The organism is Pseudonocardia sp. MH-G8 (genome assembly GCF_002262885.1).
GTDB lineage: Bacteria > Actinomycetota > Actinomycetes > Mycobacteriales > Pseudonocardiaceae > Pseudonocardia.
This window is the reverse complement of record NZ_NKYF01000009.1, coordinates 76878-101887: the sequence shown is the minus strand read 5'-3', so window position 1 is coordinate 101887 and position 25010 is coordinate 76878. Positions and strand designations below refer to the sequence as shown.

22 protein-coding genes are annotated in these 25010 nt (G+C 74.3%); 10 read left to right on the top strand and 12 right to left on the bottom strand.

All coding sequences use genetic code 11. From position 1 onward, the window contains the following. Positions 1 to 59: 59 nt before the first annotated feature. Positions 60 to 1652: an alpha/beta hydrolase gene (locus CFP66_RS21485; RefSeq protein WP_158228165.1), complete on the top strand. Its 1593-nt coding sequence runs from the start codon at positions 60 to 62 to the stop codon at positions 1650 to 1652. Between the two features lie 43 nt (positions 1653 to 1695). Here the strand turns inward: CFP66_RS21485 and CFP66_RS21480 are convergent, their stop codons facing one another. Together CFP66_RS21480 and CFP66_RS21475 are read right to left on the bottom strand one after the other, a co-directional pair. After that, a complete protein-coding gene (locus CFP66_RS21480; protein WP_094926926.1) occupies positions 1696 to 3921 on the bottom strand; it encodes a DUF732 domain-containing protein in 2226 nt (741 codons plus the stop codon). 258 nt (positions 3922 to 4179) lie between these two features. Continuing rightward, entirely contained in the window at positions 4180 to 5406 is a 1227-nt protein-coding gene (locus tag CFP66_RS21475) for an ROK family transcriptional regulator (protein WP_094926925.1), read from the bottom strand. A gap of 83 nt (positions 5407 to 5489) precedes the next feature. Between CFP66_RS21475 and CFP66_RS21470 the strand changes: the two genes are divergently transcribed. Further along, positions 5490 to 7160 carry an alpha-amylase family glycosyl hydrolase gene (locus CFP66_RS21470; protein WP_094926924.1) on the top strand — a complete coding sequence of 557 codons (1671 nt, stop codon included), beginning with the start codon at positions 5490 to 5492 and terminating at the stop codon, positions 7158 to 7160. 64 nt (positions 7161 to 7224) lie between these two features. On the opposite strand, the gene CFP66_RS21465 is transcribed toward CFP66_RS21470, so the two are convergent. Further along, positions 7225 to 7767, bottom strand: a complete 543-nt coding sequence (locus tag CFP66_RS21465) for a TetR/AcrR family transcriptional regulator (RefSeq protein ID WP_094926923.1) — start codon at positions 7765 to 7767, stop codon at positions 7225 to 7227. Positions 7768 to 7859: 92 nt separating this feature from the next. Between CFP66_RS21465 and CFP66_RS21460 the strand changes: the two genes are divergently transcribed. After that, positions 7860 to 8780 (top strand): TIGR03564 family F420-dependent LLM class oxidoreductase, encoded by a 921-nt coding sequence (locus tag CFP66_RS21460; protein ID WP_094926922.1) that lies wholly within the window; start codon positions 7860 to 7862, stop codon positions 8778 to 8780. On the opposite strand, the gene CFP66_RS21455 is transcribed toward CFP66_RS21460, so the two are convergent. The 8 genes from CFP66_RS21455 to CFP66_RS21420 all read right to left on the bottom strand — a co-directional run bounded on the left by CFP66_RS21455 (position 8773) and on the right by CFP66_RS21420 (position 17212). Further along, complete coding sequence (locus CFP66_RS21455; protein ID WP_094926921.1) at positions 8773 to 10041, bottom strand: aspartate aminotransferase family protein; 1269 nt, start codon at positions 10039 to 10041, stop codon at positions 8773 to 8775. The genes CFP66_RS21460 and CFP66_RS21455 overlap by 8 nt on opposite strands. A gap of 119 nt (positions 10042 to 10160) precedes the next feature. Further along, the gene (locus CFP66_RS21450) at positions 10161 to 10592 is read right to left on the bottom strand and encodes a DUF5709 domain-containing protein (protein WP_094927106.1); all 432 of its coding nucleotides are present in this window, start codon (positions 10590 to 10592) and stop codon (positions 10161 to 10163) included. A 28-nt stretch (positions 10593 to 10620) separates the two neighbouring features. Next, the gene (locus CFP66_RS21445) at positions 10621 to 11586 is read right to left on the bottom strand and encodes a biotin-dependent carboxyltransferase family protein (protein ID WP_094926920.1); all 966 of its coding nucleotides are present in this window, start codon (positions 11584 to 11586) and stop codon (positions 10621 to 10623) included. Beyond that, the gene (locus tag CFP66_RS21440; protein ID WP_094926919.1) at positions 11583 to 12473 is read right to left on the bottom strand and encodes an allophanate hydrolase subunit 1; all 891 of its coding nucleotides are present in this window, start codon (positions 12471 to 12473) and stop codon (positions 11583 to 11585) included. Before CFP66_RS21440 ends, CFP66_RS21445 begins: the two co-directional genes overlap by 4 nt. Then, a complete protein-coding gene (locus CFP66_RS21435) occupies positions 12470 to 13828 on the bottom strand; it encodes an acetyl/propionyl/methylcrotonyl-CoA carboxylase subunit alpha (protein ID WP_094926918.1) in 1359 nt (452 codons plus the stop codon). The genes CFP66_RS21440 and CFP66_RS21435 overlap by 4 nt, the downstream gene beginning before the upstream one ends. Continuing rightward, entirely contained in the window at positions 13825 to 14070 is a 246-nt protein-coding gene (locus tag CFP66_RS21430) for an acetyl-CoA carboxylase (RefSeq protein WP_094926917.1), read from the bottom strand. The genes CFP66_RS21435 and CFP66_RS21430 overlap by 4 nt, the downstream gene beginning before the upstream one ends. Positions 14071 to 14081: 11 nt before the next feature. After that, positions 14082 to 14804, bottom strand: a complete 723-nt coding sequence (pxpA, locus tag CFP66_RS21425; RefSeq protein WP_094926916.1) for a 5-oxoprolinase subunit PxpA — start codon at positions 14802 to 14804, stop codon at positions 14082 to 14084. Between the two features lie 14 nt (positions 14805 to 14818). Beyond that, a complete protein-coding gene (locus CFP66_RS21420; RefSeq protein WP_094926915.1) occupies positions 14819 to 17212 on the bottom strand; it encodes a xanthine dehydrogenase family protein molybdopterin-binding subunit in 2394 nt (797 codons plus the stop codon). Between the two features lie 158 nt (positions 17213 to 17370). On the opposite strand from CFP66_RS21420, the gene CFP66_RS21415 reads away from it, so the two are divergent. From CFP66_RS21415 to CFP66_RS21385, 7 genes are all read left to right on the top strand, one after another. Next, a complete protein-coding gene (locus tag CFP66_RS21415) occupies positions 17371 to 17949 on the top strand; it encodes an urease subunit gamma (RefSeq protein ID WP_094927105.1) in 579 nt (192 codons plus the stop codon). Further along, complete coding sequence (locus CFP66_RS21410) at positions 17946 to 19634, top strand: urease subunit alpha (RefSeq protein WP_094926914.1); 1689 nt, start codon at positions 17946 to 17948, stop codon at positions 19632 to 19634. The genes CFP66_RS21415 and CFP66_RS21410 overlap by 4 nt, the downstream gene beginning before the upstream one ends. 10 nt (positions 19635 to 19644) lie before the next feature. Beyond that, the gene (locus CFP66_RS49285; RefSeq protein WP_094926913.1) at positions 19645 to 20145 is read left to right on the top strand and encodes an SRPBCC family protein; all 501 of its coding nucleotides are present in this window, start codon (positions 19645 to 19647) and stop codon (positions 20143 to 20145) included. Next, complete coding sequence (locus CFP66_RS21400; protein ID WP_094926912.1) at positions 20142 to 20897, top strand: SDR family oxidoreductase; 756 nt, start codon at positions 20142 to 20144, stop codon at positions 20895 to 20897. Before CFP66_RS49285 ends, CFP66_RS21400 begins: the two co-directional genes overlap by 4 nt. A 185-nt stretch (positions 20898 to 21082) precedes the next feature. Next, positions 21083 to 22003 (top strand): GntP family permease, encoded by a 921-nt coding sequence (locus CFP66_RS21395; protein ID WP_233159600.1) that lies wholly within the window; start codon positions 21083 to 21085, stop codon positions 22001 to 22003. A 42-nt stretch (positions 22004 to 22045) separates the two neighbouring features. Next, the gene (locus CFP66_RS21390; RefSeq protein WP_198961581.1) at positions 22046 to 23284 is read left to right on the top strand and encodes a CaiB/BaiF CoA-transferase family protein; all 1239 of its coding nucleotides are present in this window, start codon (positions 22046 to 22048) and stop codon (positions 23282 to 23284) included. Then, a complete protein-coding gene (locus CFP66_RS21385; protein ID WP_094926910.1) occupies positions 23281 to 24222 on the top strand; it encodes a hydroxymethylglutaryl-CoA lyase in 942 nt (313 codons plus the stop codon). The genes CFP66_RS21390 and CFP66_RS21385 overlap by 4 nt, the downstream gene beginning before the upstream one ends. Here the strand turns inward: CFP66_RS21385 and CFP66_RS21380 are convergent. Beyond that, positions 24188 to 24973, bottom strand: a complete 786-nt coding sequence (locus CFP66_RS21380) for an IclR family transcriptional regulator (RefSeq protein ID WP_094926909.1) — start codon at positions 24971 to 24973, stop codon at positions 24188 to 24190. The two genes, CFP66_RS21385 and CFP66_RS21380, sit on opposite strands and share 35 nt — an antisense overlap. Between the last annotated feature and the right edge of the window lie 37 nt (positions 24974 to 25010).

Below are 25010 nucleotides of genomic sequence, written 5' to 3'. Positions count from 1 at the left end.
CGGTCGCCACACCGGCGGTGCGGCAGGCTGGTGGCGGACCAGCACGACCGGGAGGGCACGTGGCACGACCACCGCGTCATGCGGTCACGGGTGCCCTGCCGTGGGCCACCGCGTTCCTGTGCCTGACCGCACTGCTCGCGGGTTGCACCGTCGGCCCCTCGCAGCGGCCCCCGGTGGCCGTGCTCGGGGAGAACCTGCCCGCGGCGCCGCCGACCCCACCGAGCCCGACGCCACCGCCGGCACTGCCCGCCCCCGAGGCGCAGCAGGCGAGCATCCCGTTCTTCGAGTGCACCGAGGACACCCTCGTCACCCTCGTCGAACCGGTTCCCGCCGACCGGAACCTCCAGGTGGACTGCGGCGAGCTCACCGTGCCGGCCGACCCCGACCAACCCGGTCTCGGCGCCGTCACCCTGGGCGTGGTCCGAGTCAGCAAGGCCGGAGCGCCCGCCGATCGGCCCCCGCTGCTCGTGCTGGGCGACAGCACCCGCGAGCCGTCCACCCGCCACGCCGCCGACCTCGGTGGGCGGGTCGACCCGGCGCTGCTCGAGAGCTACACGCTGGTCGGGCTCGACCGCCGCGGCTCCGGCCTGGACATGCTCGACTGCGCTCCCGACGAGGCGCGCGCCGCGCTCGTGGACGCGAACCTCAGCACCGTCAGCGACACCCGCCTCGCCCTGCTGCTGGAGCAGTCCCGCGCGGTCGTCCAGGAGTGCAACCTCATCCTCGACGGCGGGATCGGCAGCTACCGCAGCGCCGCGAGCGCCGCGGACGTCGAGCTGCTCCGCGCGGCGCTCGGGGTGGAGCGGATGTCGGCCGTCGGCGTGGGCGACGGGGCCGCGGCACTGGCCACCTGGGCCCGCACCACGCCGCGGTCGGTGGGGCGGCTGGTGCTCGACGGGCCCCCGCACCCCCAGCTCGACGAGCCGGACCTCACCGACGCCCGGGCCGGCGCCGCCGAGGCCGCGCTCAGCGCGTTCGGCGTGGCGTGCACGGCCACACCGGGCTGCCCCCTGGGCGCCGATCCCCGGGCCACCGTCGCCGCGCTGCTCGAACAGCTCGAGCGGCAACCGCTCCTGGCCGCCGACGGTCGCCGGCTCACCTCGGGCGCCACGGTCACCGCGCTGCTCGCCGGCCTGGGCGAGCCGCGGCGCTGGCCCGGTCTCGCGGCCGCACTCGCCGCCGCTGGCGCCGGGGACCCGCTCCCCCTGCTCACCGCGCTGGAACCGCTCACCGGCCCGCGCGGGCTGTTCGACAACATGCTCGCCACCAGCTGCAACGACACCCGGCGCCGGCTCGCCCCCGGCGAGATCGGCGACATCGCCGAGCGGTGGAACACCGCGTACCCGATCTTCGGCAGCACCTTCGCCATGCGACTGCTGGCCTGCGCGCCCTGGCCGACGGGGCGCGAGGCGCCCGCTGCGGGGAATGCCGAGGGCGCGCCCCCGATCCTCGTGATCGGCACCGCCGCCGACCCGCGTGGAGCGCTCGACGGCGCCCGGCGCACGGCCGATTCGCTGGCCACCGCCCGCTTCCTCGGCTGGCAGGGAGCCGGCACGGGCGCCTACCCGCGCACCGCCTGCGTCCGCCAGGTGGTGGACGCGATGCTGGTCGACGGCGTGGTGCCCGAGTCGGGCACGCTCTGCCCGCCCTGAGGTCCCGCCCGTGCGATCGGGAACGCACCAGCCCCGGTAGGGCTCAGCAGTAGTGCTCCTGGGCGAGTTCGACGACGTCGCCCGCCTGGTTGCGGTCCACCTCCGGCAGCACCGCCGGAACCGAACGCTCGAGCTGGGTCTCGTCGGCACCCTGGTCCAGCTGCGAGCAGATCGCCGCGGCCGCCTCCGTCTCGGCCTGGCCGCTGCGGCTGGTCGGGACATCCGCATCGCGCAGTGCCGTGAGGTAGGCGACGGCCTGCGTGCTCTCCGGGTCGATCGCCGGCGCGGGCACGGCGGGCGCAGACTCGGCCGGAGGGGGCGCTGCCACCGCCGTCACGGCAGCCGGTGCCGGATCCGCACCGGTGACCGTCAAGGTCGTGACGACCGCGGCCACGGCGAGCACCACGGCGACCGCGCCCCCCGCGAGCACGGGTCGGCTGGTGAGCCATCCGCCACGGCGCTCGGGGGTCTCGGCCTCGTCGCCGTCGCCCGCGTCGGGTGCGCGGCCGGAGGACCGTTCGGCGGCGGCGTCATCCTCACGAACGTCGACTTCCGGGGGCAGCGGCGGCGCGACCGTGGTGGCCTCCGCCGGCGACGGCGGCTCCGGCGGGCGCGCGGGCCCCGGTGCGCGCAGGCCACGCAGACCCGACATCACCTCGGTGACCTCGGCATCGGCGTCGTCGCGTGGGCTACCCGCGCGGTGGGCGGCACGGAGCCGCGGCGGCCCTGGCGGGCCGACGTCGTCCGGTCGCATCGCACGGGGCGGCGGGCCCGCCGGGCGGATCGGCGCGCGCCCGCCCTGCGGCTGCACGGGTGCCACCAGCGGAACCGCCTGTGTCGGCGACTCGGCCGGGTCGGGGCCTGCGAGGCCGCCCGGGCCCTCGTTCCGGACCGGTGCGGCGCCTGCCTCGGCGACAGCCCGTGCTTCCGCCGCGGCCGCGGCCTCCGCTTCCTCCGCTGCCCGTGCCGCGGCCTCCGCGGCCGCTTCCGCCTCATCGGCCGCCCGCGCTGCGGCCGCGATGGCCGAGGAGGCGCGCTCCGCGGCAGCCGCCGCGGCGGCCTCGGCGGCCGCGGCAGCCTGCTCGGTGGCGCGACGGCGGGCGCCGTACTCCTCCAGGCGACGCGCGGCGGGGCCGGACGTCGGCGCGAGCGGTGCCTCCGGCAGGCCACGGTCGGGGGTCCCGTCCCTCGGCACGATGCCGAGCACGGTAGTCGGATCGGGGCCGAGGTCGGCGGGTCCGCCACCGGCCTCGGGGCCGCGGCTCGGCCCGCCACCGTTCAGGCCACCCCTGATGGCTCCGTTGCTGTTCGGGCCCGGACCACCCGGGCCTGGGCCACCCGAGCCCGCCCCGAAGGTGGCACCCCAGGCGGGGATCGCGGCGTCGGGGCGCCGGTCGAGGGCCACGCCGTCGAACGGGTTGCGCTCGTCAGCGGCCCGGTCGTCGGCCGCGCCGTCCGGCGCGTCGCGGACGGAGAGCGGCGGAGCGCCGGGCCGGTCGAACGGCACGGGCTCGTGTGGCTGGGCGGCCGCGGCCCCGATGCCGAGCGGATCCCGCTCGTCCACGCCGTGGTCCGGGCTCCCCGGGGCGTGCCCGTTGCGGCCGCTGCCCCACAGGTTCTCGTCCCGCAGGTCCAGGTCCGGTGGGTCGATGTCCTGGAGATCCTCGTCCTTCAGGTCGGCGTCCTTCAGGTCGGCGTCCTCGGGATCGCCGTCCTCGAGATCGCCGTCCTCGAGATCGGCGTCCTCGAGATCGCCGTCCTCGAGGTGCGTCTCCGGCGCGTCCTCGTCACGCTCCTCGTCCGCACCGTCCTGCACGAGGTCGGACGTCACCGTTCCCGGGATCCACCCGATGGGCTCATGGTCATCGGGAGGCGCAGCGCCCTGCGGCGCGGGGCCGACCTCGACCTCGGATCCGTCGGCGACGAGATCGTCGAAGATCGAGGCGCCCGAGCGGGGCGGGGGCGTGTCACCGGGAACGGTGCTCACGGCATCATCCGGGTCCGGTTCCACGCTCTCCACCTCGTCGGACCGGTGCTGCCGGTCCGGGCCCCACAACTCGGGGATGTCGTGCGCCGGCTGCGGGCCGTGCGACGCCGCCGGATCACCCCACCCCCAGTCGAAGACCTGCTCGTCCGCTGCCAGCAGCCGGTCCACGAGGGACCGGTCTTCCGTCGCGGGACGTTCCGCACACTCGGGCACGCGACCCTCAGGGCCGTCGGCCACGGCGTGCCGGGCCGCGCCGTAGCGCCCCTCCGCCTCACCGGCCATCGCACGCTCCCGTCGTCCGAGACATCGTCGACAATCGTCGGCCTGCCGTGCCCCGTACAACGAGCAGGCAACGGCGAGGGAGCGGTCAGACACGTCACGGCGCCCGCGTGAGTGAGGATCGCCACGTGCTGTATCCGCAGGTCGGGCGTACCGCACCCCTCTGGTGACACCCCGTCACCCCAGTCGGGTCGGACACGCCGCCCGCTGCCCCGTTCGGTAGCCGAGAATACACCCGTCCGGGTCACGCGCCCTGCACCCTCATCCGCCGCCTGGTAAGGCGATCTCCAAGGCGTGCTGCCGTACGTGGTCGAGCGCGGCCTTCACCGCGCCCAGCGCGACGACCTCACCACCCAGTCCGGAGGCGAGCACCCGCGGCCGCGCGTCGTCGAAGTAGAGGGGCAGTTCGCGGGTGACGATGTCGATGATCGCAGCGCAGGAGTCCGCCACCCCACCGGCGATCACGACCTGCTCGGTGTCGACGATGCTCGCGAGCGTGGCGACGACGCGCGCCATCCGCTGCCCGACGTTCCGGACGACGGCGGTGGCGAGGGGGTCACCGTCCCGGGCGGCGGCGAAGACCGCCTCGGCGTCGACGGCCGCCGGATCGAGGCCGCCCAGCACCGAGCCGGCACCGCCGGGTTCGGCCAGCGCGGCCCGCGCCCCCTCCCGGACGAGCGCCGCGATGCCGGCGGCCGAGCCGACGCCCTCGACGAGGCCGAGGTAGCGCATCTCCCCTGCGCCGCCGTGCGCCCCGCGCAGCAGCCTCCCGTCGTCGACGATGCCGGCGCCCAGCCGCTCCCCCGCGAGCAGGGTGACGTGGCTGCGGACCCCCCTGCCGTGCCCGCGCCACCCCTCGGCGAGCGCGGCGAGGTTGGCGTCGTTGTCCACGAGCACCGTCCACCCGTGGCGCCCGACGAGGTGCTCGGCGAGCGCGGGGTTCATGCGGTCCCAGTACTCGTTGCCCCCGAACGGCGTGCGGCTCGTGCCCGCGACCGGTGCGGGGACACCGACCGCGACCGCGAGGACGCCCGGGGTGGGCGCCGGGACCCTCGCCAGCGCGTCGAGGACGGTGCGCGAGACGCTCTCCTGGCGCGCGCCCGACGGGCGCCGCGCCCCGCCGGTGCCACGGGTGGCCCGGCCGCAGACGTGGCCACGCAGGTCGGTGACCGTGGCGCTCACGCGGTGCTCCCCCGCGTCCACGCCGACCACGACGCCCGCGCGCGGCGCGAAGGCGTAGCGCCGGGCAGGCCGGCCCTTGCGGTAGCCGCCGTACTCACGCTGGTTCTCGACCTCGCGCACCCAGCCGCGCGCGATGAGCTCCTCGCAGACGTCGTGCACGGTGGCTCGCGAGAGGCCGGAGGCCTCGATCAGGTCCGAGCCGGTGACCGCGTCGGCGTCCCACACGTGCTCGAGGACCACGCGGGCGTTGGCCTCCCGCACCCAGCGCGACGACGGGCGGGGCGGCGGCGTCAGGATCGCGTCCATCGACTCCTTGACCTCCTCGGACGGATCCGCCTAGCTTAGAGTCAGCCAATAGATTTAGTGCCTGGATAAAGGAGAGGTCCTCGATGTCGGAACTGCTCGCGACGGACGCCGCCGATTCCGCCGGCGCCCGGCTCGACGAGGCGTCGTGGTGGCGGCAGGCGGTCGTCTACCAGATCTACCCGCGCAGCTTCGCGGACGCGAACGGCGACGGCATCGGTGACCTGCGCGGGATCACCAGCCGCGTGGAGTACCTGCGCGAGCTGGGCGTCGACGCGGTGTGGCTCTCCCCCTTCTACCCGTCCGCACTCGCCGACGGCGGCTACGACGTCGATGACTACCGCGACGTCGACCCGAAGATCGGCACCCTCGCGGAGTTCGACGAGATGGTGGCCGCGCTGAAGGCGGCCCGGATCAAGCTGGTCGTCGACATCGTCCCCAACCACACCTCGGACCGGCACGCCTGGTTCCCCGAGGCGCTGGCCGCGGCGCCCGGCTCGCCCGAGCGCGACCGCTACGTGTTCCGCCGCGGAGAGGGCCCGAACGGCGAGCGGCCGCCGAGCGACTGGACCGCGAACTTCGGCGGCCCGGCGTGGGAGCCGGTCGGCGACGGGCAGTGGTACCTGCACATGTTCGCGCCCGAGCAGCCCGACCTGAACTGGGAGAACCCGGAGGTCCGGGCCGACTTCCTGAAGACGCTGCGGTTCTGGGCCGATCGCGGGGTCGACGGCTTCCGCGTGGACGTCGCCCACGGGCTGGCGAAGGACCTCACGCCCCCGCTGCCCAGCCAGGCGGAGCTGGACGCCGAGAACCTGCCCGACGGCATGCACCGCTTCCAGGACCGCGACGAGGTCCACGAGATCTACAAGGAGTGGCGCGAGGTCTTCGACTCCTACGACCCGCCGCGCACCGCCGTGGCCGAGGCGTGGGTCGACTCGGCGCCTCGCCGCGCGCGCTACGCCTCGCCCGAGGGGCTCGGGCAGGCCTTCAACTTCGACCTCCTGCTCGCCGCGTGGGACGCGGCGGAGTTCCGCGAGGTGATCGAGGAGAACCTGGCGCTGTCACGCACCTCCGGGGCGTCGTCCACGTGGGTGTTCTCCAACCACGACGTGGTGCGCCACGCCACCCGGTACGCGCTGCCGGCCGGCACGGATCTGAAGGCGTGGCTGCGCACCGACGGCACCGACCCGAAGCCGGACGTGGAGCGCGGGCTGCGCCGCGCCCGGGCGGCCACACTGCTCGCGCTCGCGCTGCCCGGCTCCACGTACGTCTACCAGGGCGAGGAGCTGGGTCTGCCCGAGGTCGCGGACCTGCCGCCCGAGGTCCTGCAGGACCCGACGTGGGTCCGGTCGGGGGGCACGCGGAAGGGCCGGGACGGCTGCCGCGTGCCGCTGCCCTGGACCACGAACGGGCCCTCGCTGGGCTTCGGACCCGGCTCCGCGCACCTACCCCAGCCGGCCCGCTTCGCCGAACTGTCGGTGGAGCACCAGCGCGCGGACGACACGTCGACGCTCGCCTTCTACACTCGCGCGCTCGCCGAGCGTCGGCGGCTGCAGACGGCCGAGAGCCTCGAGTGGGCGCAGGACGCCCCTGCCGACGTCGTCGCGTTCACCCGCCCCGGCGGCTGGACCTCGATCACCAACTTCGGCACCGACCCGGTGCCGCTGCCCGCCGGCCGCGTGGTCGTGTCGAGCGCCCCCCTGCCGGACGGGCAGCTGCCCGCCGACACGACGGCCTGGCTCGTGCCCGAGGCCTGAGCCAACCGCCTCGCACACCGGCTGCGGGGCCGGCACACCGACTGCAGTCGGTGTGCCGGCCCCGCTATCGGTGTGCGACGTCGCACTGCGGGCGCAGCCCGTCCAGCATCACCCTTGTCACCGGGTCGCCCGGTGTCGCTCCCGGTCGGCAGGCCACCACGCTGAACAGCGCGAGGATGTCCGAGATCGCGAGGTCGGCGCGGATGCTGCCCTCGGCGCGCCCTCGCCCGATGAGCTGCGTGAGCAGTGCGTCGCTCTCCGCGGCGAGCGCCTCGAGCCGGTCCGAGGACGGCAGCTCCTCGGTGATCTTCTTGGCGAGCGCGAGCGGGAGACCCGCGGCGTGCCCGGTGATGTCGCGCAGGACCTCCCAGGCGCTCGCCCCACCCCCGCCGGCTGCCCGGACGTACTCCACGAGCTCGGCGGCCGCGTCCGCGGCGATCTCACCCGCCAGGGCGCGCCGGTCCGGGAAGTGGCGGTAGAGCGTCCCGACGCCGAGCCCTGCGGTGCGGGCGATGTCCTCCATCGAGGCGTTGGGACCGCACGCGGCGAACCGCTCCAGCGCGGCAGCGACGATCCGCTCGCGGTTGCGTCGTGCGTCCGCTCGCATCCCCACCTCCTCGCCAGCATCCGGAACCTGACCTTCATGATAGCCTGGGCGAAATCGGAACCCGAGATTCCTCTTCCGGATCGGAGCTCATCATGCTGGTCGGCACGGCAGCCTTCGCGCCCGGCCTCGGCCTCGACGCGCAGCTCGAGCAGGTCAGGGCGGCCGAGGCCGCGGGCCTGGACAGTGTGTACCTCACACAGCAGACATCCTGGGACGCGCTGACGCTGGCGGCGCTGGCGGGCCGCGAGGTGCCGCGCATCCACATCGGCACGGCGGTCGTGCGCACCTACCCGGTGCACCCGCTGGCCATGGCAGGCCAGGCGCTCACCGCCCAGGCGGCCACGGGCGGCCGGCTCACGCTGGGACTCGGGCCCAGCCACCGGCAGATCATCGAGGGCCAGTACGGGATGTCCTTCGACCGTCCGGCCCGGCACGTGCGCGAGTACCTGGAGGCCCTCGGACCGCTGCTGCGCGGCGAGACCGTGCAGTACCGGGGCGAGACCCTCGCCGCAGCCGGGACGGTCGACGTCCCGGACGCGCCGCCCCCGTCGATCCTGCTGTCCGCCCTCGGCCCGATGATGCTCCGCATCGCCGGCGAGCTGACCGACGGCACCGTCACGACCTGGGCCGGCCCCGAGCTCGTCGCCGAGCGGATCGTGCCCGCCCTCACGCGCGCCGCGGAGGCCGCGGGCCGGCCCGCGCCGCGGGTCCTCGCCACCATGATGGCGGCCGTGACGTCCCGTCCCGCGCCGCTGCGCGAGGAACTCGGCGCCGCGTTCGGCCCCGCCGGCGAGATGGACAGCTACCGGCGCCTGCTCGACCTGCAGGGCCTGGCCGGACCGCAGGACACCCTCGTCGCGGGCGACGAGGCCGTCCTCGAGGCGGAGATCCGGCGGTTCGCCGACGCGGGTGTGACCGAACTGCTCGTGCTCGCCGTCGGCGACGAGCACGAGCAGGCACGCACCCGCGGGCTGCTGGCCGACCTGGTGGGCCGGCGGGTCGCCGTCAGCTGACCGCGTCCAGCCCGCCTCGCAGCGCGTCGACGAGCAGCTCGACGTGCTCGTCGGTCATGGTGAGCGGCGGCGACACCGCGATCGAGGAGATCATCGGGCGCACCAGCACGCCGCGGTCGCGCGCGGCACGGGCCGCGGCGGCGGGCAGGGCGGGGTCGGCGGCCAGGCGCTGCGGGTCGAGCTCGATCGCGGCGAGCGCACCCGTGCCGCCGCGGGCCTGCGCGACGAGCGGGTGGTCGGCGAGCGAGCGCACCGCCGCGTGCAGCGAGCCCTCGAGCACGTCGGCCCGCTTGAGCAGCCCCTCCCCCTCCATGACGTCGAGGTTCGCCAGCGCCGCGGCGCAGGCGGTGGGGTGACCGGCGTAGGTCGGTCCGTGGCGGAACGGCGGTGCCCCGTCGGCGAAGAACGGCGCCGCCACCCGCTCGTGCGCCACCACGCCACCGAGCGGCACGTACCCGCTGGTGACGCCCTTGGCGAAGGTGATGAGGTCGGGCTCGACACCGAAGCGGTCCAGCCCGAACCAGTCGCCGAGGCGGCCGAACCCGCAGATCACGCTGTCCGCCACGAACAGCACCCCGTGCCGGGTGCAGATCTCGCGGACGCGCTCGAGGTAGCCCGGCGGCGGGGGCAGCACCCCGCCGGCCCCGATCACCGGCTCGGCGAAGAACGCCGCCACCCGCTCCGGGCCGATCCGCTCGAACTCGGCCTCCAGCGCGGCGGGGTCGTCCCACTCCACCTGCACGACGTCCGGGACGAACGGCGCGGCCAGCCGGTTGGCCGGCATCCCGCCCAGCGCGGTGCCGAAACCGTGGGTGCCGTGGTAGGCGTGCCGGCGGCTGACCAGCACCGTGCGCTCGGGCTGCCCGGTGCGGGCGAAGTACTCGCGGGCGATCTTGGCCGCGGTGTCGATCGCCTCGCCGCCCCCGCTGACCAGGAACACCTTGGCCCCCGGCACCGGCGCGAGCGCGGCCAGACGACGGGTCAGCTCCAGCGCGGGCGGGTTCGCGACGTCGGCGAACGTCTGGTAGGTGGCCAGCTCGCGCATCTGCGCGGCCACGGCATCGGCGATCTCGGCCCGCCCGTGCCCGGCGTTGACGCACCACAGGCTCGCGGTCGCGTCGAGGTAGCGGTGCCCGGCGTCGTCCCAGAGCCAGACGTCCTCGCCCCGGGTGATCACGAACTCGGAGCGGCGCACCGCCCCCATGGCGGCGAAGGGGTGCCAGAAGGAGGTGTCGGTGACGGCAGTGTCGGCGGCGTCCATGCCCCCGACCGTACGTCGGACGGGGCGGGTTCGCGCCCCCCTCCTCGAGGAGTTCAGGAAAGCCACTTTCATGAACCTGCAGGGCAGCAATGTGGCTTTCCTGAACCTCCGGGCGGGGCTCAGTCGTCGTCCGGACCGCTCTGCTCGCTCACCAGGTGTACCGCGGCCTCCTCCGCGGAGGCGGCGCCCCCGTCGATGCCGGCGTCGAGTGCGAACGTCTCGTCGCCGTACGCGTCGTCGGCCGCGACGAGCCGCCCGGCGCGGACGTCGCCGACCTCGCCGTCGCGCAGCTCGCCGTCGGTGTCGGAGGTGTCGCCGAGCCCGTCGCCGTCCCACACCACGCCGTCGGGCAGCTCGCGCGCCAGGCGCGCCTCGAGCGCCTCGCCGCCGGCCTCCTCACGGGCCGTGGTGCCCCAGCCCGCAACCGCCCAGGGCCGTTCCGGCGGTGACCAGCCCTCGTCCAGGACGTCGCGCACGCCGCGGTCGTCGAGGCTGTCCTCCGGTTCGAGGAGTCCGGAGTCGTCCTCGTCGGAGCGGTTCTCGGGATCCATGCCGGCCACCCTGGCACGGACGCTTCCGTCAGGCCAGTGCCTCGGCGAGCCGGCGGGTCCGCTTGCGGTGATCGGCGCGGACGGCGAGCGCGCCGTCCAGGTCGACCTCGACGAACCGGGTGCGCGCCTTCGGCGCCGACTGGGCGACGATGTCGAGGTCCCCCGACAGCACCGTGGCGATCATCATGTAGCCGCCGCCGGAGACCGCGTCGCGGTGCAGGATGATCGGCTCGATACTGCCGGGCACCTGGATCGACCCGATCGGGTAGGGCGCGTCCACGATGTTCGACGGGTCCTGCCCGGCCCCGAACGGCGCCTCGCGCGGCACCGTCTCCAGCTCGGGCCCCGAGTAGCGGAAGCCGATGCGGTCGGCGACGGGGGTGAGCGCCCAGGTCGTGTCGAGGAACATCGCGCGGCCCTCGGCCGTCAGCCGGTGGTCGTAGAGGCCCATGACGACCCGGACCTCGACGTCCTTGCCCGGCACCTGCCGCAGGTCCTCGGGCACGCTGCGGCCCGGCGTCGCGCCGGCCGCCTGCCCGACCGGCACCCGGTCACCGGCCGCGAGCGGCCGGCCGCCGAACGCGCCGAGCGCGCCGAGGGCGTAGGTCGAGCGGCTGCCCAGCACCTGCGGGACGTCGATCCCGCCGGCGACCGACACGTAGGCGCGCGCTCCCGCGGTGAGGTAGCCGAACGTGAGCACGTCGCCCTCGGACACCGCGAACGACTCCCACAACGGCTGTTCCGCCCCGTTCACCTTCGGGACCATGCTCGCGCCGGTGACGGCGACGACCGCGGCGGCGTCGAACACCAGCTCCGGACCCATGTAGACGCACTCGAGCGCCGCGGCCCCGGCCGGGTTCCCGACCAGCAGGTTCGCCGCCCGCAGCGCGTACTGGTCCAGGGCGCCCGAGGGTGGGATGCCCAGGTGGTAGTAGCCGGTGCGGCCGCTGTCCTGGATGGTCGTGGACAGTCCCGGCTTGACGATCTCGATCACTTCAGGACCTCCAGGAGCCGCGCGTTGTAGCCGTCCGGGTCGTCGAGGAACGGTTGCAGGCGGAACTCGACGTCCCGGGCCGTGACCCGGAACGCGCCGGCCTCCACGTCCGCGATGTAGGCGTCGTAGCGCTCGCGGTCGATCGGGGTGAACTTCACGATGTCGCCCGGGCGGAACAGCACCATGAAGTCGGTGAAGTCGGGCAGCGACTGCGTCGGGTCGTAGATCGGGGCCGGCGTGATGCCGAACATCTGGTAGCCGCCCGCGCCACGGACCGAGTAGATGCAGGAGAAGCAGCCCCCGTAGCCGACGGTCTGCTTGGGGGTGTCGGTGCGCGGGCGCAGGTACTTGGGCACCACGATCTGCCGCTCCCGCGCCACCATCTGGTACTTGAACGGCAGCCCGGCCACGAACCCGACCATCGAGGTGAACCACGGCGAGCCGGAGTGGGCGGCGATGAACTCCTCGACGTCCGCGAAGCCGTTGATCCGCGCCGCGTACTCGATGTCGGTGGCCTCGGGGTCCTGGTGGCGGTCGCGGAACCGCATCAGGGTCTCGGTGGTCCACGGGTCGCGGTAGAGCACCGGGATCTCCAGCACCCGTGTCGGCATTGCGAGCTCGTGGGCGTCGCCGACCTGCTGCTCCAGGTCCTGCAGCAGCGCCAGCAGCTCGTGGGGATCCAGCACGTCCGGGTCGTAGCGCACCTGGTAGGACGCGTTGGCCGGGCAGATCTCCAGCACGCCGTCGGGCCGCTGGTCGCGCAGGCGTCCGGTGATCGCCATCGCGCGGAAGTTGGCCTGCAGGCTCATCGCCTCGGCCAGCTCGACGAACACGAACTCGTCGCCGCCCCAGCTGTAGCGGGCAGGCGCCGCCTCGGTCGTGGTCATGCTGTCCTCTCCTCGCGCTCGGACCACCACTGCTCCAGCGTCCCGGTGTGGAACTCGCCGGTCGCGAACCACCGCTGGTCGAGGATCTCGGTGAACAGGCCCGCCGTCGTCGGCACGCCCTCGACGGCGAACTCGGCGAGCGCGCGCCGCGAGCGGCGGACCGCGGTCTCCCGGTCCTCGCCCCAGACCACGACCTTCGCCAGCAGCGAGTCGTAGAACGGCGGCACCGTCACCTCGGGCTCCAGCCAGGTGTCGACCCGCACCCACGGTCCGGCGGGCAGCACGAGCCGGCCGACGCGGCCGGGTGCGGGCAGGAACCCGCGCGCCGGATCCTCGGCGCAGATCCGGAACTCGATCGCGCACCCGCGGGCGTCGATGCCGGCCTGCGCGTGGCGCAGCGGCTCCCCCGCCGCGATCCGCAGCTGCTCGGCGACCAGGTCGATCCCGGTGACCAGCTCGGTGGTCGGGTGCTCGACCTGGATGCGGGTGTTCATCTCGATGAAGAAGAACTCGCGGGTCTCGTCGTCGACCAGGAACTCCACCGTGCCGGCGCTGCGGTAGCCGGCCTCACGCGCCAACCGCACGGCCGCGGCCGTCATCGCCTCCCGGACGCCGGGATCGATCCCCGGCGCGAGCGCCTCCTCCACCATCTTCTGCCGGCGCCGCTGCAGCGAGCACTCCCGCTCGAACAGGTGCACGACGTCCGTGCCGTCCCCCAGCACCTGCACCTCGACGTGGCGGGCCCGCCGGACGAACCGCTCCAGGTACATCCGCCCGTCGCCGAACGCGCTCGCCGCCTCCTTCGACGCCGACGGGAACGCGGTGCGCAGCCCGGCCTCGTCCTCGACGACGCGGATCCCGCGCCCGCCACCGCCCGCGGCCGCCTTGAGCATGATCGGGTAGCCGATCTCCGCCGCGGCGGCGACGGCCGCGGCCACGTCGTCGACACCGCCCGGCGTGCCGGGCACCGTGGGCACGCCCGCGGCCGCGGCAACCTGGCGGGCGCGCACCTTGTCGCCCATCCGGTCGATCACCGCTGCGTCCGGGCCGACGAAGGTGAGCCCGGCGTCGACCACCGACGCGGCGAACCCGGCCCGCTCGGACAGGAACCCGTAGCCGGGGTGGACGGCGTCGGCGCCCGCGGACAGCGCCGCCCCCACGATCGTGTCGGCCACCAGGTAGCTCTTCCCCGCGGGCGGCGGCCCGATCTCCACCGCCGCGTCGGCGAGCCGGACGTGCAGGGCGTCGGTGTCGGCCGTGCTGTGCACCGCCACCGTGGAGATCCCGAGATCGCGCGCGGCGCGGATGATCCGCACCGCGATCTCCCCACGGTTGGCGACGAGGAGCCGCTTCACCCCGCCTCGATCACGGCGACAGCCTGCCCGGCGTCGACCACATCCTCGTTCTCGACCAGGAACTCCACGACCTGCCCCGCCGCGCCCGCGGCCACCTGGTGGAAGGACTTCATGACCTCGACCAGGCAGACGGTGTCGTCGGCGCCCACGGTCTGGCCCTCGGTGGTGAACGGGGCGCTGTCGGGGTCGGGACTGCGGTAGAAGACGCCGGGGATGGGAGAGACGACCTCGTGGCGGCTCACTCGGACTCCAATCAGTTCAGGTGGGGGCGCAGCGCTTCGTGCACGGCCTTGGCGAGGTCGACGGCGTTCGGGGTGTCGGAGTGCACGCAGACGCAGTCGGCGCGAACCGGGATCTCCGTGCCGTCGACGGCGGTGGCGATGCCCTCGGTGACGGCGCGCACCGCCTTCCGCGCCGACGACGCGGGGTCGAACGCCGCGTGCTCGCGGGTGATGATCAGCGAGCCGTCGGGTCGGTAGTCGAGGTCGGCGTAGTACTCGGACAGGAACCCGCCCGGGCTCGCGCCCCACACGCGCTCGTGCACGGTGCCCGCCATCCCCATCAGCGGCACGCCGAAGGTCGCGGCGGCATCCGCCACCGCTGCGGCGACCTGTTCGTCGCGCGACGCCATCCCGTACAGCGCGCCGTGCGGCTTGATGTGGTGCAGTTCCATGCCCTGCTCGCGCAGGAACCCGGTGAGCGCGCCGATCTGGTAGATCACGGCCGCGGTCAGCTCGTCGCGTTCCATCGCCATCTCGCGGCGCCCGAAGCCCTCGCGGTCGGGCAGCGACGGGTGCGCGCCCACCCGCACGCCGTGCTCCTTCGCGAGCGCGACCGTCCGCCGCATCACCCGCGGGTCGGAGGCGTGGAACCCGCAGGCCACGTTGGCGAGGGTGATCAGGGGCATCAGGCCCTCGTCGTCACCGCAGCGGTAGATGCTGAATGCCTCGCCCATGTCACAGTTGATCGCCACCATCGCGTGCCCTCCCGTCAGTGTCGAGGCGTGCCGGCAGTGTGACCCGCGTCGCGGATCGCGCGCCAGACCTGCTCGGGGGTCACCGGCATGTCGAGGTGGGTCACACCCAGGTGGGCGACGGCGTCGATCACCGCGTTCACCACGGCGGGCGAGGAGCCGATCGCCCCGGACTCGCCGATCCCCTTCACCCCCATCGGGTTGGTCGGCGACGGGGTCACCGTCTGGTCCAGGGTGACGTGGGGCAGGTCCGTGGCGGCAGGGATGCGGTAGTCCGCGAGCGTGGCCGTGGTCGGGTTGCCCGCGGCGTCGTGGCCCGCCTCCTCGTACAGCGCCTGGGCCACGCCCTGGGCGATGCCGCCGTGCAGCTGCCCCTCGACGATGGCCGGGTTGACGATCGGCCCGCAGTCGTCCACCGCGACGTAGCGGCGGATGGCGACCCGCCCGGTCTGCGTGTCGACCTCGGCCACGCAGATGTGCGTGCCGAAGGGCCAGGTGAAGTTCGGCGGGTCGAAGTGGTGGTCCGCGGTGAGGTTGGGTTCCATGCCCTCGGGCAGGTCGTTCGCCAGCGACGCGGCCGCCGCCACCTCCTGGATCGTGATCCCGGGCCCGGACGTGCCGGCCACCGAGAACCGGCCGCCACGGAACTCGAGGTCGTCCTCGGCCGCCTCCAGCAGGTGCGCGGCGATCGCGGCGGCCTTGGCCGCCACCCGGCCGGCCGCCACGTGCACCGCCACCCCGCCGACGGGCAGGCTCCGCGAGCCGTAGGTGTCGCGGCCGAACGGTGCCACGGCGGTGTCGCCGTGCAGCACCTCGACGTCGTCGGGGTGCACCCCGAGCGCGTCCGCCGCGATCTGCGCCCACACGGTCTCGTGGCCCTGCCCGTGCGGGGAGGTGCCGGTGACGACCTCGACCTTCCCGCTCGTCGTCATCCGGACGGTGGCGGCCTCCCAGCCACCGCTCTGCAGCCGCACCCCGGCGGCGACCTTCGACGGCGACAGCCCGCCGCTCTCGGTGAAGTTGCCGATGCCGATGCCCAGGGCCACCGGGTCGCCCGCCTCGCGGCGCGAGCGCTGCTCGGCCCGCAGCTCCTCGTACCCGGCGAGGTCGAGGGCCTTGCGCATGCAGGCCTCGTAGTTGCCGGAGTCGTACATGACCCCCGACGGCGCGGTGCGCGGCTGCGAGAACGGCGGCATCAGGTTGCGCAGCCGGACCTGCGCCGGATCCATCCCCAGCTCCCGGGCCAGGTCGTCCATGATCCGCTCGTGGGCGTACGCGGCCTCGGAACGGCCGGCGCCCCGGTAGGCGTCGGTGGGCGTGAGGTTGGTGAACACGCCCTTGCACGTGAAGGAGTAGGCGCCGAAGTCGTACAGGCCGCAGTAGGTGAACGCACCGAACACGGCGATCCCGGGGGTGAGCAGCTGCAGGTAGGCGCCCATGTCCGCGAGCAGCTCCACCCGCATCCCGAGGATCTTGCCCTCGCGGGTGGCGGCGACCGCGATCTCCTGGATCTGGCCGCGGCCGTGCGTGGTCGCGACGTGGTTCTCCGAGCGCGTCTCGGTCCACTTCACCGGCTTGCGCAACCGGCGCGCCAACGCGAGTGCGAGCGCCTCCTCGGCGTAGACGTTGAGCTTGGAGCCGAACCCGCCGCCGACGTCCGGGGCGACGACGCGGATCCGGGTGTCGGGGACCCCGCAGATCAGCGCGAGCAGGTCGCGCACGAAGTGCGGTACCTGGGTGGAGGTGTAGACGGTGAAGGCGCCGCCCACCGGTTCCGGGTTCACCACGACCGCGCGCGGCTCCATCGCCGAGGGCAGCACCCGCTGCTGCCGGTACCTGCCCCGGACGACGACGTCGGCCTGCGCGAACGCGGCGTCGACGTCGCCGACCGCGAGCGGCCACGTGTAGCAGTGGTTCGTGCCCAGCTCCTCGTGCACGAGCGGGGAGCCGGGGTCCAGGGCCGCCTCGATGTCCACGACGGCGGGCAGCGGCGCGTAGTCGACCTCGACGAGCCCGAGCGCCTCCTGCGCCGTGCGCGGGTCGGTGGCGAGCACGACCGCCACGCCGTCACCGACGTGGTTGACCTCGCCGCGCGCCAGCGGCGGGTGGTCGGGGATCTTGATGTCCTCGGTGACCGGCCAGCCGCAGGGCAGCCCGATCGCGAACTCCTCGGCCAGGTCCTCGCCGGTGAACACCGCGACCACGCCGGGCAGCGCGCGGGCCGGCCCGGCGTCGATCCCGACGATCCGGGCATGCGCGAGCGGGCTGCGCAACACCGCCATGTGCAGCGTGCCCGGCAGCACGATGTCATCGGTCCACGTGGCGTTCCCGGTGATCAGGGCGGCGTCCTCGCGGCGGGGCACGCTGCGGCCGACGAAGGGGGCGGCGCCCGGCGTCTCGGTCTGGGTCATCGTGGGCCCTCCATGCATCGACGGGATGCACCACAGCGTGATATGGATCACCGCGGGAGGGAAGTGCCCACTTCGGCGACATCCCCACCCATTGGGCAGGAACGGCACGCCCGGCCCCCCGCTTTCCCGGTGCTCCCCCAACCCGCATGCTGGCGGCCATGCACCTGACCCCCCGCGAACACGAGCGGCTCGTGCTCGCCGCGGGCGCTGACCTGGCCCGCAGGCGGCTCGCGCGCGGCGCCCGGCTGGGCGCACCCGACGCCGTCGCCCTGGTCTGCGACGAGATCTGCGAGCTGGCCTGGGACGGCGTGCCCTACGAGGAGGTCGTCACCCGGTCCCGGAAGGTGGTCTCCCCCGGGCAGCTCGTCGAGGGCGTACCCGCCGCCGTACCCGCGCTGCAGGTGGAGGCCCTGTTCCCGCACGGCAGCGTGCTCGTGCACGTCGACGCGCCGTTCGGGGAACCTCCCCTGGAAGGGCCGGGCTCGGTACGCACCGGCGAGGGCGGGATCGAGCTGGCGCCCGGCCGCGAACGGGCCACCGCGCTGCTGCGCAACACCGGCGAGCTGCCGGTCTGGGTGTCCTCGCACGTGCCGCTCGACCAGCTCAACCCGGCCGTGCAGGTGCAGCTCTCCGGCGACGGACGGTTCCGGCTCGACGTCCCGGCGGGCACGGCGCTGCGCATCGAGCCGGACGCCGAGCTCCAGGTGGAGGTCGTGCGGATCGGAGGAGGGGCATGACGATCGTCGACCGCGGGACCTACGCCCGCGTCTACGGCCCGACCACGGGCGACCGGATCCGGCTCGCCGACACCGACCTGTGGGTCGAGGTGGAGGCCGACGACACCGAGCCCGGGGAGGAGCTGCTCGGCGGCTGCGGCAAGACGGCCCGGCACGGCGCGCTCGTCTCCAGCTCCGCCGACCGCGCGAGCGCCCTGGACATGGTGGTGCTCGGCGTGGTGCTGCTGGACCCGGTGCTCGGGATCCGCAAGACCAACATCGGCATCAAGGACGGCCGGGTCGTCGGCGTCGGGCGCGCGGGCAACCCCGACGTGCTCGACGGCGTGCAGCTCGAGGTCGACGCGCACACCGCGATGATCACCGGCGAGGGCCTGATCGCCACGCCCGGCATCGTCGACTCGCACGTGCACCTGTCCAACGCCGACCTCGCCGCCGCGGCGCTGTCGGCGGGCGTCACGACGATCGTCGGGATGGGCATCGGCGGCGTGTGGGACGTCGGCGCGAACCCGGAGTACAACCTGCACAACCTCATCGCCGGGTGGGCGGACGTGCCGATCAACGCGGCGTTCCTGGCCCGCGGCTCGTCCACGTCACCGGCGCTGCTGGAGCAGTCCGTGCTCGCCGGGTGCGGCGGGTTCAAGGTGCACGAGGACTGGGGCGCCACGCCGGCCGCCATCGACACCTGCCTCGGCGTCGCCGAGGCCGCGGACCTGCCGGTGGCCCTGCACACCGACACGCTCAACGAGTCCGGCTACCTGGCCGACACCCTCGACGCCGTGGGCGGGCGCACCGTGCACGCCTACCACGTGGAGGGCGGCGGCGGGCACCCCGACCTGCTCTCGATCGTCTCGCGGGAGAACGTGCTCACCAGCTCGACCACGCCGACGCTGCCGCTCACGACGTCCACCGTGGCGGAGCTGGGCCCGATGACGCTCACCGTGCACCGCGGCCACGCCCTGCTGCCCAGCGACACGCAGATCGCGCAGAGCCGCATCCGCGAGCACGCGATCTCCGCGGAGAACCACCTGCACGACCTGGGTGCGATCAGCATCGTCAACTCCGACGCGCTGGGCATGGGCCGCATCGCCGAGAGCGCGCGGCGCACCTGGCAGCTCGCGTCCGTGCAGGCCACGCTGGCCGGCGAGGTCGGCCCGGACGTCGCGAACAACGCCCGCGTCCTGCGCTACCTGGCCAAGCTCACCGCCAACCCGGCCGTCGCGCACGGGATCGCGGGGCACGTCGGCTCGCTGCTGCCAGGACGCCTGGCCGACATCGTGCTGTGGAACCCGGCCTGGTTCGGCGCCCAACCGGAGCTGGTGATCAAGTCCGGCTTCGTGGCCTGGGGCGCCGCCGGCTCGGGTTCGGGCTCCACCCGGCTCACCCAGCCCCGCCGGATGCGCGCGTTCTACGGCGGCCACGGGGCGGCGCCGGGACGACTCGCGCACGTGTTCGTCGCCGGTGCCTGCCTCGACGACGCCGAGGCCCGTGCGGCGCTGCCCGCGGGGCGCACCTACTCCCCCATCTCGGGCAGTCGCGGCCTGGGCTGCGCGGACATGCTGCACAACACCGCCACCCCGCAGGTCGAGGTGGCGCCCGAGCCGGTTCCCGTGCGCGTGGACGGGCGGGAGATCCCGCTGCACCACGCCGCGACCCTGCCGCTCACGCAGCTGCACCACCTGGGCTGAGGAGGAGACGATGCCCGCGCCCGTGACGCCCGAGCCGATCAGCGGCCCGACCGGGAGCATCGAGGAGTCCCTGCTGGTGCCGCTGCCGCCGCAGGACGTCTACGCGGCGATCTCCGACGTGCGGCGGATGCGGGAGTGGAGCCCGGAGGTCGTCGCCGTCTGGCGGTTCGGGCAGCGCTTCGTCGGCGTCAACCGGAGCGGGCCCTTCCTCTGGTTCACCACCTGCCGGATCGTCGTCGCGGTACCCGGCCGGGAGTTCGCGTTCGACGTCACGACGTTCGGGCTCCCGGTTGCGCGCTGGGGCTACCGCCTCACCACCGCCGACGGCGCGACCCTGCTCACCGAGTACTGGGCCGACCACCGCGGCGGCGGATGGCGCGGCCGCGTCGTCGAGGTGCTGGGCCGGGCCTTCACCGGCACACCGCCCGAGCAGCGGGCCGCACGCAACCGGCAGGGCATGCGCACCACCCTCCAGCGCTTCCGGGACGCCTCGGTGCGCGCGGCGCCGTGACGACGGACGGCACGATCGTGGTGACCGGCGGGACCGGCACCCTGGGCCGGGCCGTGGTGGCACGGCTGCGCGACGCCGGCCGCGAACCGCGGGTGCTCAGCAGGCGGGCGGGACCCGGGCGGACCGTCGGTGATCTCGACACCGGTGCCGGCCTCGACGACGCGGTGCGCGGCGCGTCGGTGGTCCTGCACGCCGCCACCCGCCCGGGGCACGACGTCGCTGCCACGGCGAACCTCCTGCGGGCGGTGCGCCGGACCGGTTCCCACCCCCATCTGATCGTCGTCTCGATCGTGGGCGCGGACCGGATCTCGTTGGGCTACTACCGGCAGAAGGTGGCCGTCGAGGACCTGGTCACCTCCTCCGGGCTGCCGTGGACGATCCAGCGCGCCACGCAGTTCCACGACCTGCTCGACACGATCTTCTGCTACACGTCGTGGCTCCCGGTACTCCCGGTGCCTGCGGACGTCCGCTTCCAACCCGTGGACGTGCGGGACCTCGCGGAGCGGCTCGCCACGCTGGCTGCCGGGAAGCCCGCGGGACGGGCGCCCGATCTCGGGGGTCCGGAGGTGCTGTCGATGGGCGAGCTCGCAGGTGTCTGGCTGGCGGTGCGCGGTAGGCGGCGCCCCGTACTGCGGGTGCGGGTCCCCGGGGCCGTGGTTCGCGGGTTCCGATCCGGTGCGAACCTCGCGGCCCACCGCGAGCGCGGGCGGATCACGTTCGTCGAGTTCCTCGGTCGCGCGCCAGGAACGTGATCGCGTAGCCCTGCTCGGTGTGGCGCTCGCGGACGCCATCGCCGGCGTCGTCCCACAGGTCACATTGCCCACATCATGGATGCGTGTTCGTATGGTGAGCCGCCTGGGCTCGACCGGTCATCGGCCGGCAGCCGTCGACACCTCGCTCCGCTCACCGCCGAGCACCCGTAGAGGAGAACGCGCCGTTGTCCGACACCGCGATACTGATCAATACCGGGGTCGCCGTGCTGGCGGTGGTCCTGTTGATCGTCCGCTTCAAGCTCAACCCCGTCGTCGCGCTCGTGCTGGGGTCGGCCTACCTGGGGCTCAGCACCGGGCTCGGCGTCGACGGCACCGTCGAGGCGTTCACCGGCGGCTTCGGCGACATCATGGCCGAGGTCGGGCTCCTGATCGCCTTCGGCGTGCTGACCGGCGCGATCCTGCAGGAGATCGGCGCCATCGAGCGCCTGGTCGCGATGCTCCTGCGGGTGTTCGGGCCGAAGCGGATGCCCTACGCCATGTCCGTCACGATCGCGACCGCGCTCCAGTCGATCTACCTCGACGTGCTGCTCGTCATCTCCGCACCGCTCGCCCGCAACCTCGCACCGCGGATCGGCCGCCTCGGCACCGCGCGCATGGCCACCGCGCTGGCCATCGGGCTCGAATGCGGGATCGTGCTGATGGTCCCCGGCGTCGGCACGCTCGCGCTGGCCGGGCTCCTCGGCGTCCCGCTCGGCCGGATGCTGGTCTTCGGCCTGCTCCTCGTGGTGCCGACGGTGATCATCGCCGTGGCGATCATGTCCTTCGTGTTCCGGAAGGGCTGGTGGGACCCCGCCAAGGACGAGGGCAGCGCGGACGCCGCCGGGCCGGACGACGACGGCGACGCCTCCGGCCACGACGGCCCGCGGCCGGAAGCCGCCTCCCCGGCCGGCGCGACCGGGCCCGCCACCGCCACCGAGACCGCCACCGTGACCGAGACCGAGACCGCGACGGGGCCGCACCAGGCTGCTCCAGTCACTCATGGGCCAGACGACCCGTGGCACCCTCAAGACCTGCTCGGTGGCGTCGGTGGTCGCGATCCTGCTCATCCTGCCGCTGAGCCTCGTCGTGTAGCCGCAGTCGTGTAGCCGCAGCGCCCGTCGACGTCGGAGATCCCAGGAAGGACGCAAGTGGACGAAGGCCCGATCCAGCCCCTGCGGGGAGTGCGGGTGCTCGAACTCGGCAACTACATCGCCGCACCGACGGCCGGGCGGCTGCTCGCCGACTTCGGTGCCGAGGTGATCAAGGTCGAGCGCCCCGGCACCGGTGACGAGCTGCGCGGCTGGCGGCTCTACAGCGGGTCGACCTCGATGCTCTACCGCACGATCAACCGCGGGAAGAAGTCCATCACCCTCGACCTGCGCTCCCCCGAGGGCCGCGACGCGGCGCTCGACCTCGTGCGCCACTGCGACGTCCTGCTGGAGAACTTCCGCCCGGGCACGCTGGAGAAGTGGGGCCTCGGCCCCGAGGTGCTCGACGCCGCCAACCCGGAGCTGGTCATCGTGCGGGTGTCGGCGTTCGGCCAGACCGGCCCGCTGGCGCAGCGGCCGGGGTTCGCCGCGGTCGCGGAGGCCGTCGGTGGGCTGCGCGAGCTCGTCGGCGACCCCGACCGGCCGCCGTCGCGGGTGGGGGTGTCGATCGGCGACTCGATCGCGGGCCTCTACGCGGGCTTCGGTGCCGTGATGGGGCTCTTCCAGCGCGAGGCCCGCCGCGGCGGCACCACGGGTGCGCCGGCACTCAGCGAGCGGGTCGTCGACGTCGCGCTGAACGAGGCGATCCTGTCGATGATGGAGTCGCTGGTCCCCGACCACCTCGCCCACGGCGTCAACCGCACGCGCTCCGGCGGACGGATGGAGGGGATCGCGCCCTCCAACGCCTACCCGTGCGCGGACGGCACGAGCGTGATCATCGCCGGCAACGCGGACGCCATCTTCCGCCGCCTGACCGCCGTGATCGGGCGGCCCGGGCTCGCCGAGGACCCCGATCTCGCCACCAACGCGGGACGCTGGGCCCAGCGCGACCGGCTCGACGACGCGATCGGCGCCTGGACCGGGTCGCTGCCCCGCGCGGAGGTGCTCGCCGCCCTCGACGCGGCCGGTGTGCCGGCGGGCCCCGTCTACACGGCGGCCGACATCGTGGTGGACGAGCAGTACCGGGCCCGCAACATGATCCAGTACCTGCCGGTCGACACCGGGGACGGCGAGCCGCGCGAGGTCGGCTTCCCGGGGATCGTCCCGGTGATCGGCGACGCGTCGCTGCCGGTGCGCAGCGTCGGCCCCGACCTCGGCGAGCACACGGCCGAGGTGCTCGGGGAGCTGCTGGGGATGGACGAGGAAGCGATCACGAGGGCGAGTGGGGTGCGGGAATGACGGTGGAACTGCGTGACGTCACGCTGCGGGACGGGCTGCAGCTCACCGGGAAGGTCCTGCCGACGGTGCGGAAGGTGCGCCTGGCCCGCGCGCTGCTGCGCCTCGGTGTCCCGAGCCTGGAGATCGGCTCGATGGCCCGTCCCGACCTTGTGCCGCCGATGACCGGCACGCTGGAGGTGATCGCCGCGCTGACGCCCGAGGAGCTCGAGCGCTGCTGGGTCTGGGTGGCCACGCCCCGGCACGTGGAGAAGGCGATCGCGGCGGGTGCCCGCAACGTGCAGTACTGCTTCTCCGCCTCCGACGCGCACAACCGCGCCAACATCGGCCGCAGCACGGAGGCGAGCCTCGACGCGATGCCCGCTGCCGTCGAGCTGGCCCGCGCGGCCGGCGGGCGGATCCAGCTGTGCATCGCCACCTCGTTCACCTGCCCGTTCGACGGGCCGGTGGCGCCGGAGCGGGTGCTCGCGATCGCGAACGACCCGCGCACCGCGGGCGCCGAGGACGTCGTCGTCTGCGACACCCTCGGTCAGGCCGCGCCCGGCGAGGTGGCCGACCTGGTCGCGCGCGTCCGCGCCGAGACCCCACCGCGGCGCATCGTCTTCCACGGTCACGACACCTGGGGGCAGGGCGTCGCCAACGGCCTCGCCGCGGCGGCCGCCGGCGCCGACGTCGTCGACGGCTGCCTCGGCGGGCTCGGCGGCTGCCCGTTCGCCCCCGGGGCGAGCGGCAACACCGCCACCGAGGACCTCCTGTTCGGCACCCGGCCGGACTGGCTCACCCCGGACCGGCTGGCCGGGCTCGTCGCGCTGGGCGAGGACCTGCTGGCCGAGCTGGGCGAGCCGAACCGGTCGAAGGCCGCCCAGGGCGCGCGGTCGAAGGCCACGGCGTTCCCGTGGACGATCGCTACAGCGGGAAGCGGCCACCCAGCGTCCGCGTGAGCCCTTCGGCGGCCCCGACGAGCAGGTCGACCCACTCCTCGCAGCGCGCCCGGGGCATCCGGATCGTGGGCCCGCTGAGTGCGAGGGCGCCGACGAGCTCGGTGGCGGAGTCGAAGACGGGCGCCGCGAGCCCCGACGACCCGTCCTCGCGCTCGGCCGTGGTGATCGCGTAGCCGTCCTTGCGGGTCTGCGCGACCAGCTCGCGCAGCACCTCCGGGTCGGTGACCGTCGTGCCGGTGATCGGTTCCAGCGGGCGCGACAGGGTGCGCTCGGCCAGCTCGTCGTCCCAGGCCAGCAGCACCCGCCCGGCCGAGCCCGCGTGCAGCGGCAGGAGCTTGCCCACGTACATGTCGCGTCGCAGGGCATGACGCGTGCCCGCCATCGCCACGCAGACGCGGTAGCCCTGCTCCTCCCGGAAGAAGCACGCGGTCTCCCCGGTGGCGTCGCGCACCTCGCGCAGCACCGGGTTGACGATCGTGAGCACGTCCACGCCCTTGCGCGCCGCGGCCGCCCAGTAGGCCATGCGCAGACCGACCCGGATCTGGTCGCCGGTGCGGTCCAGCAGCCCCTGCGCCACCATGTTCGTCACCAGCCGCTGCACCGTGGACGTCGGCAGGCCGGTGGCCTGCTGGATCTCGCCGAGCGTGAGCGAGGGGCGGGCGAGCGAGAACGCGTCGAGGATCTCGGTGATCTTCCCCAGCACGAGCAGGGGCTTCTGGGACGCCGCGGAGGCGCCGTCGTCCGCCGGCATGGCGCCGAACCTAGCCGAGACCCCGGGATCGGACCGA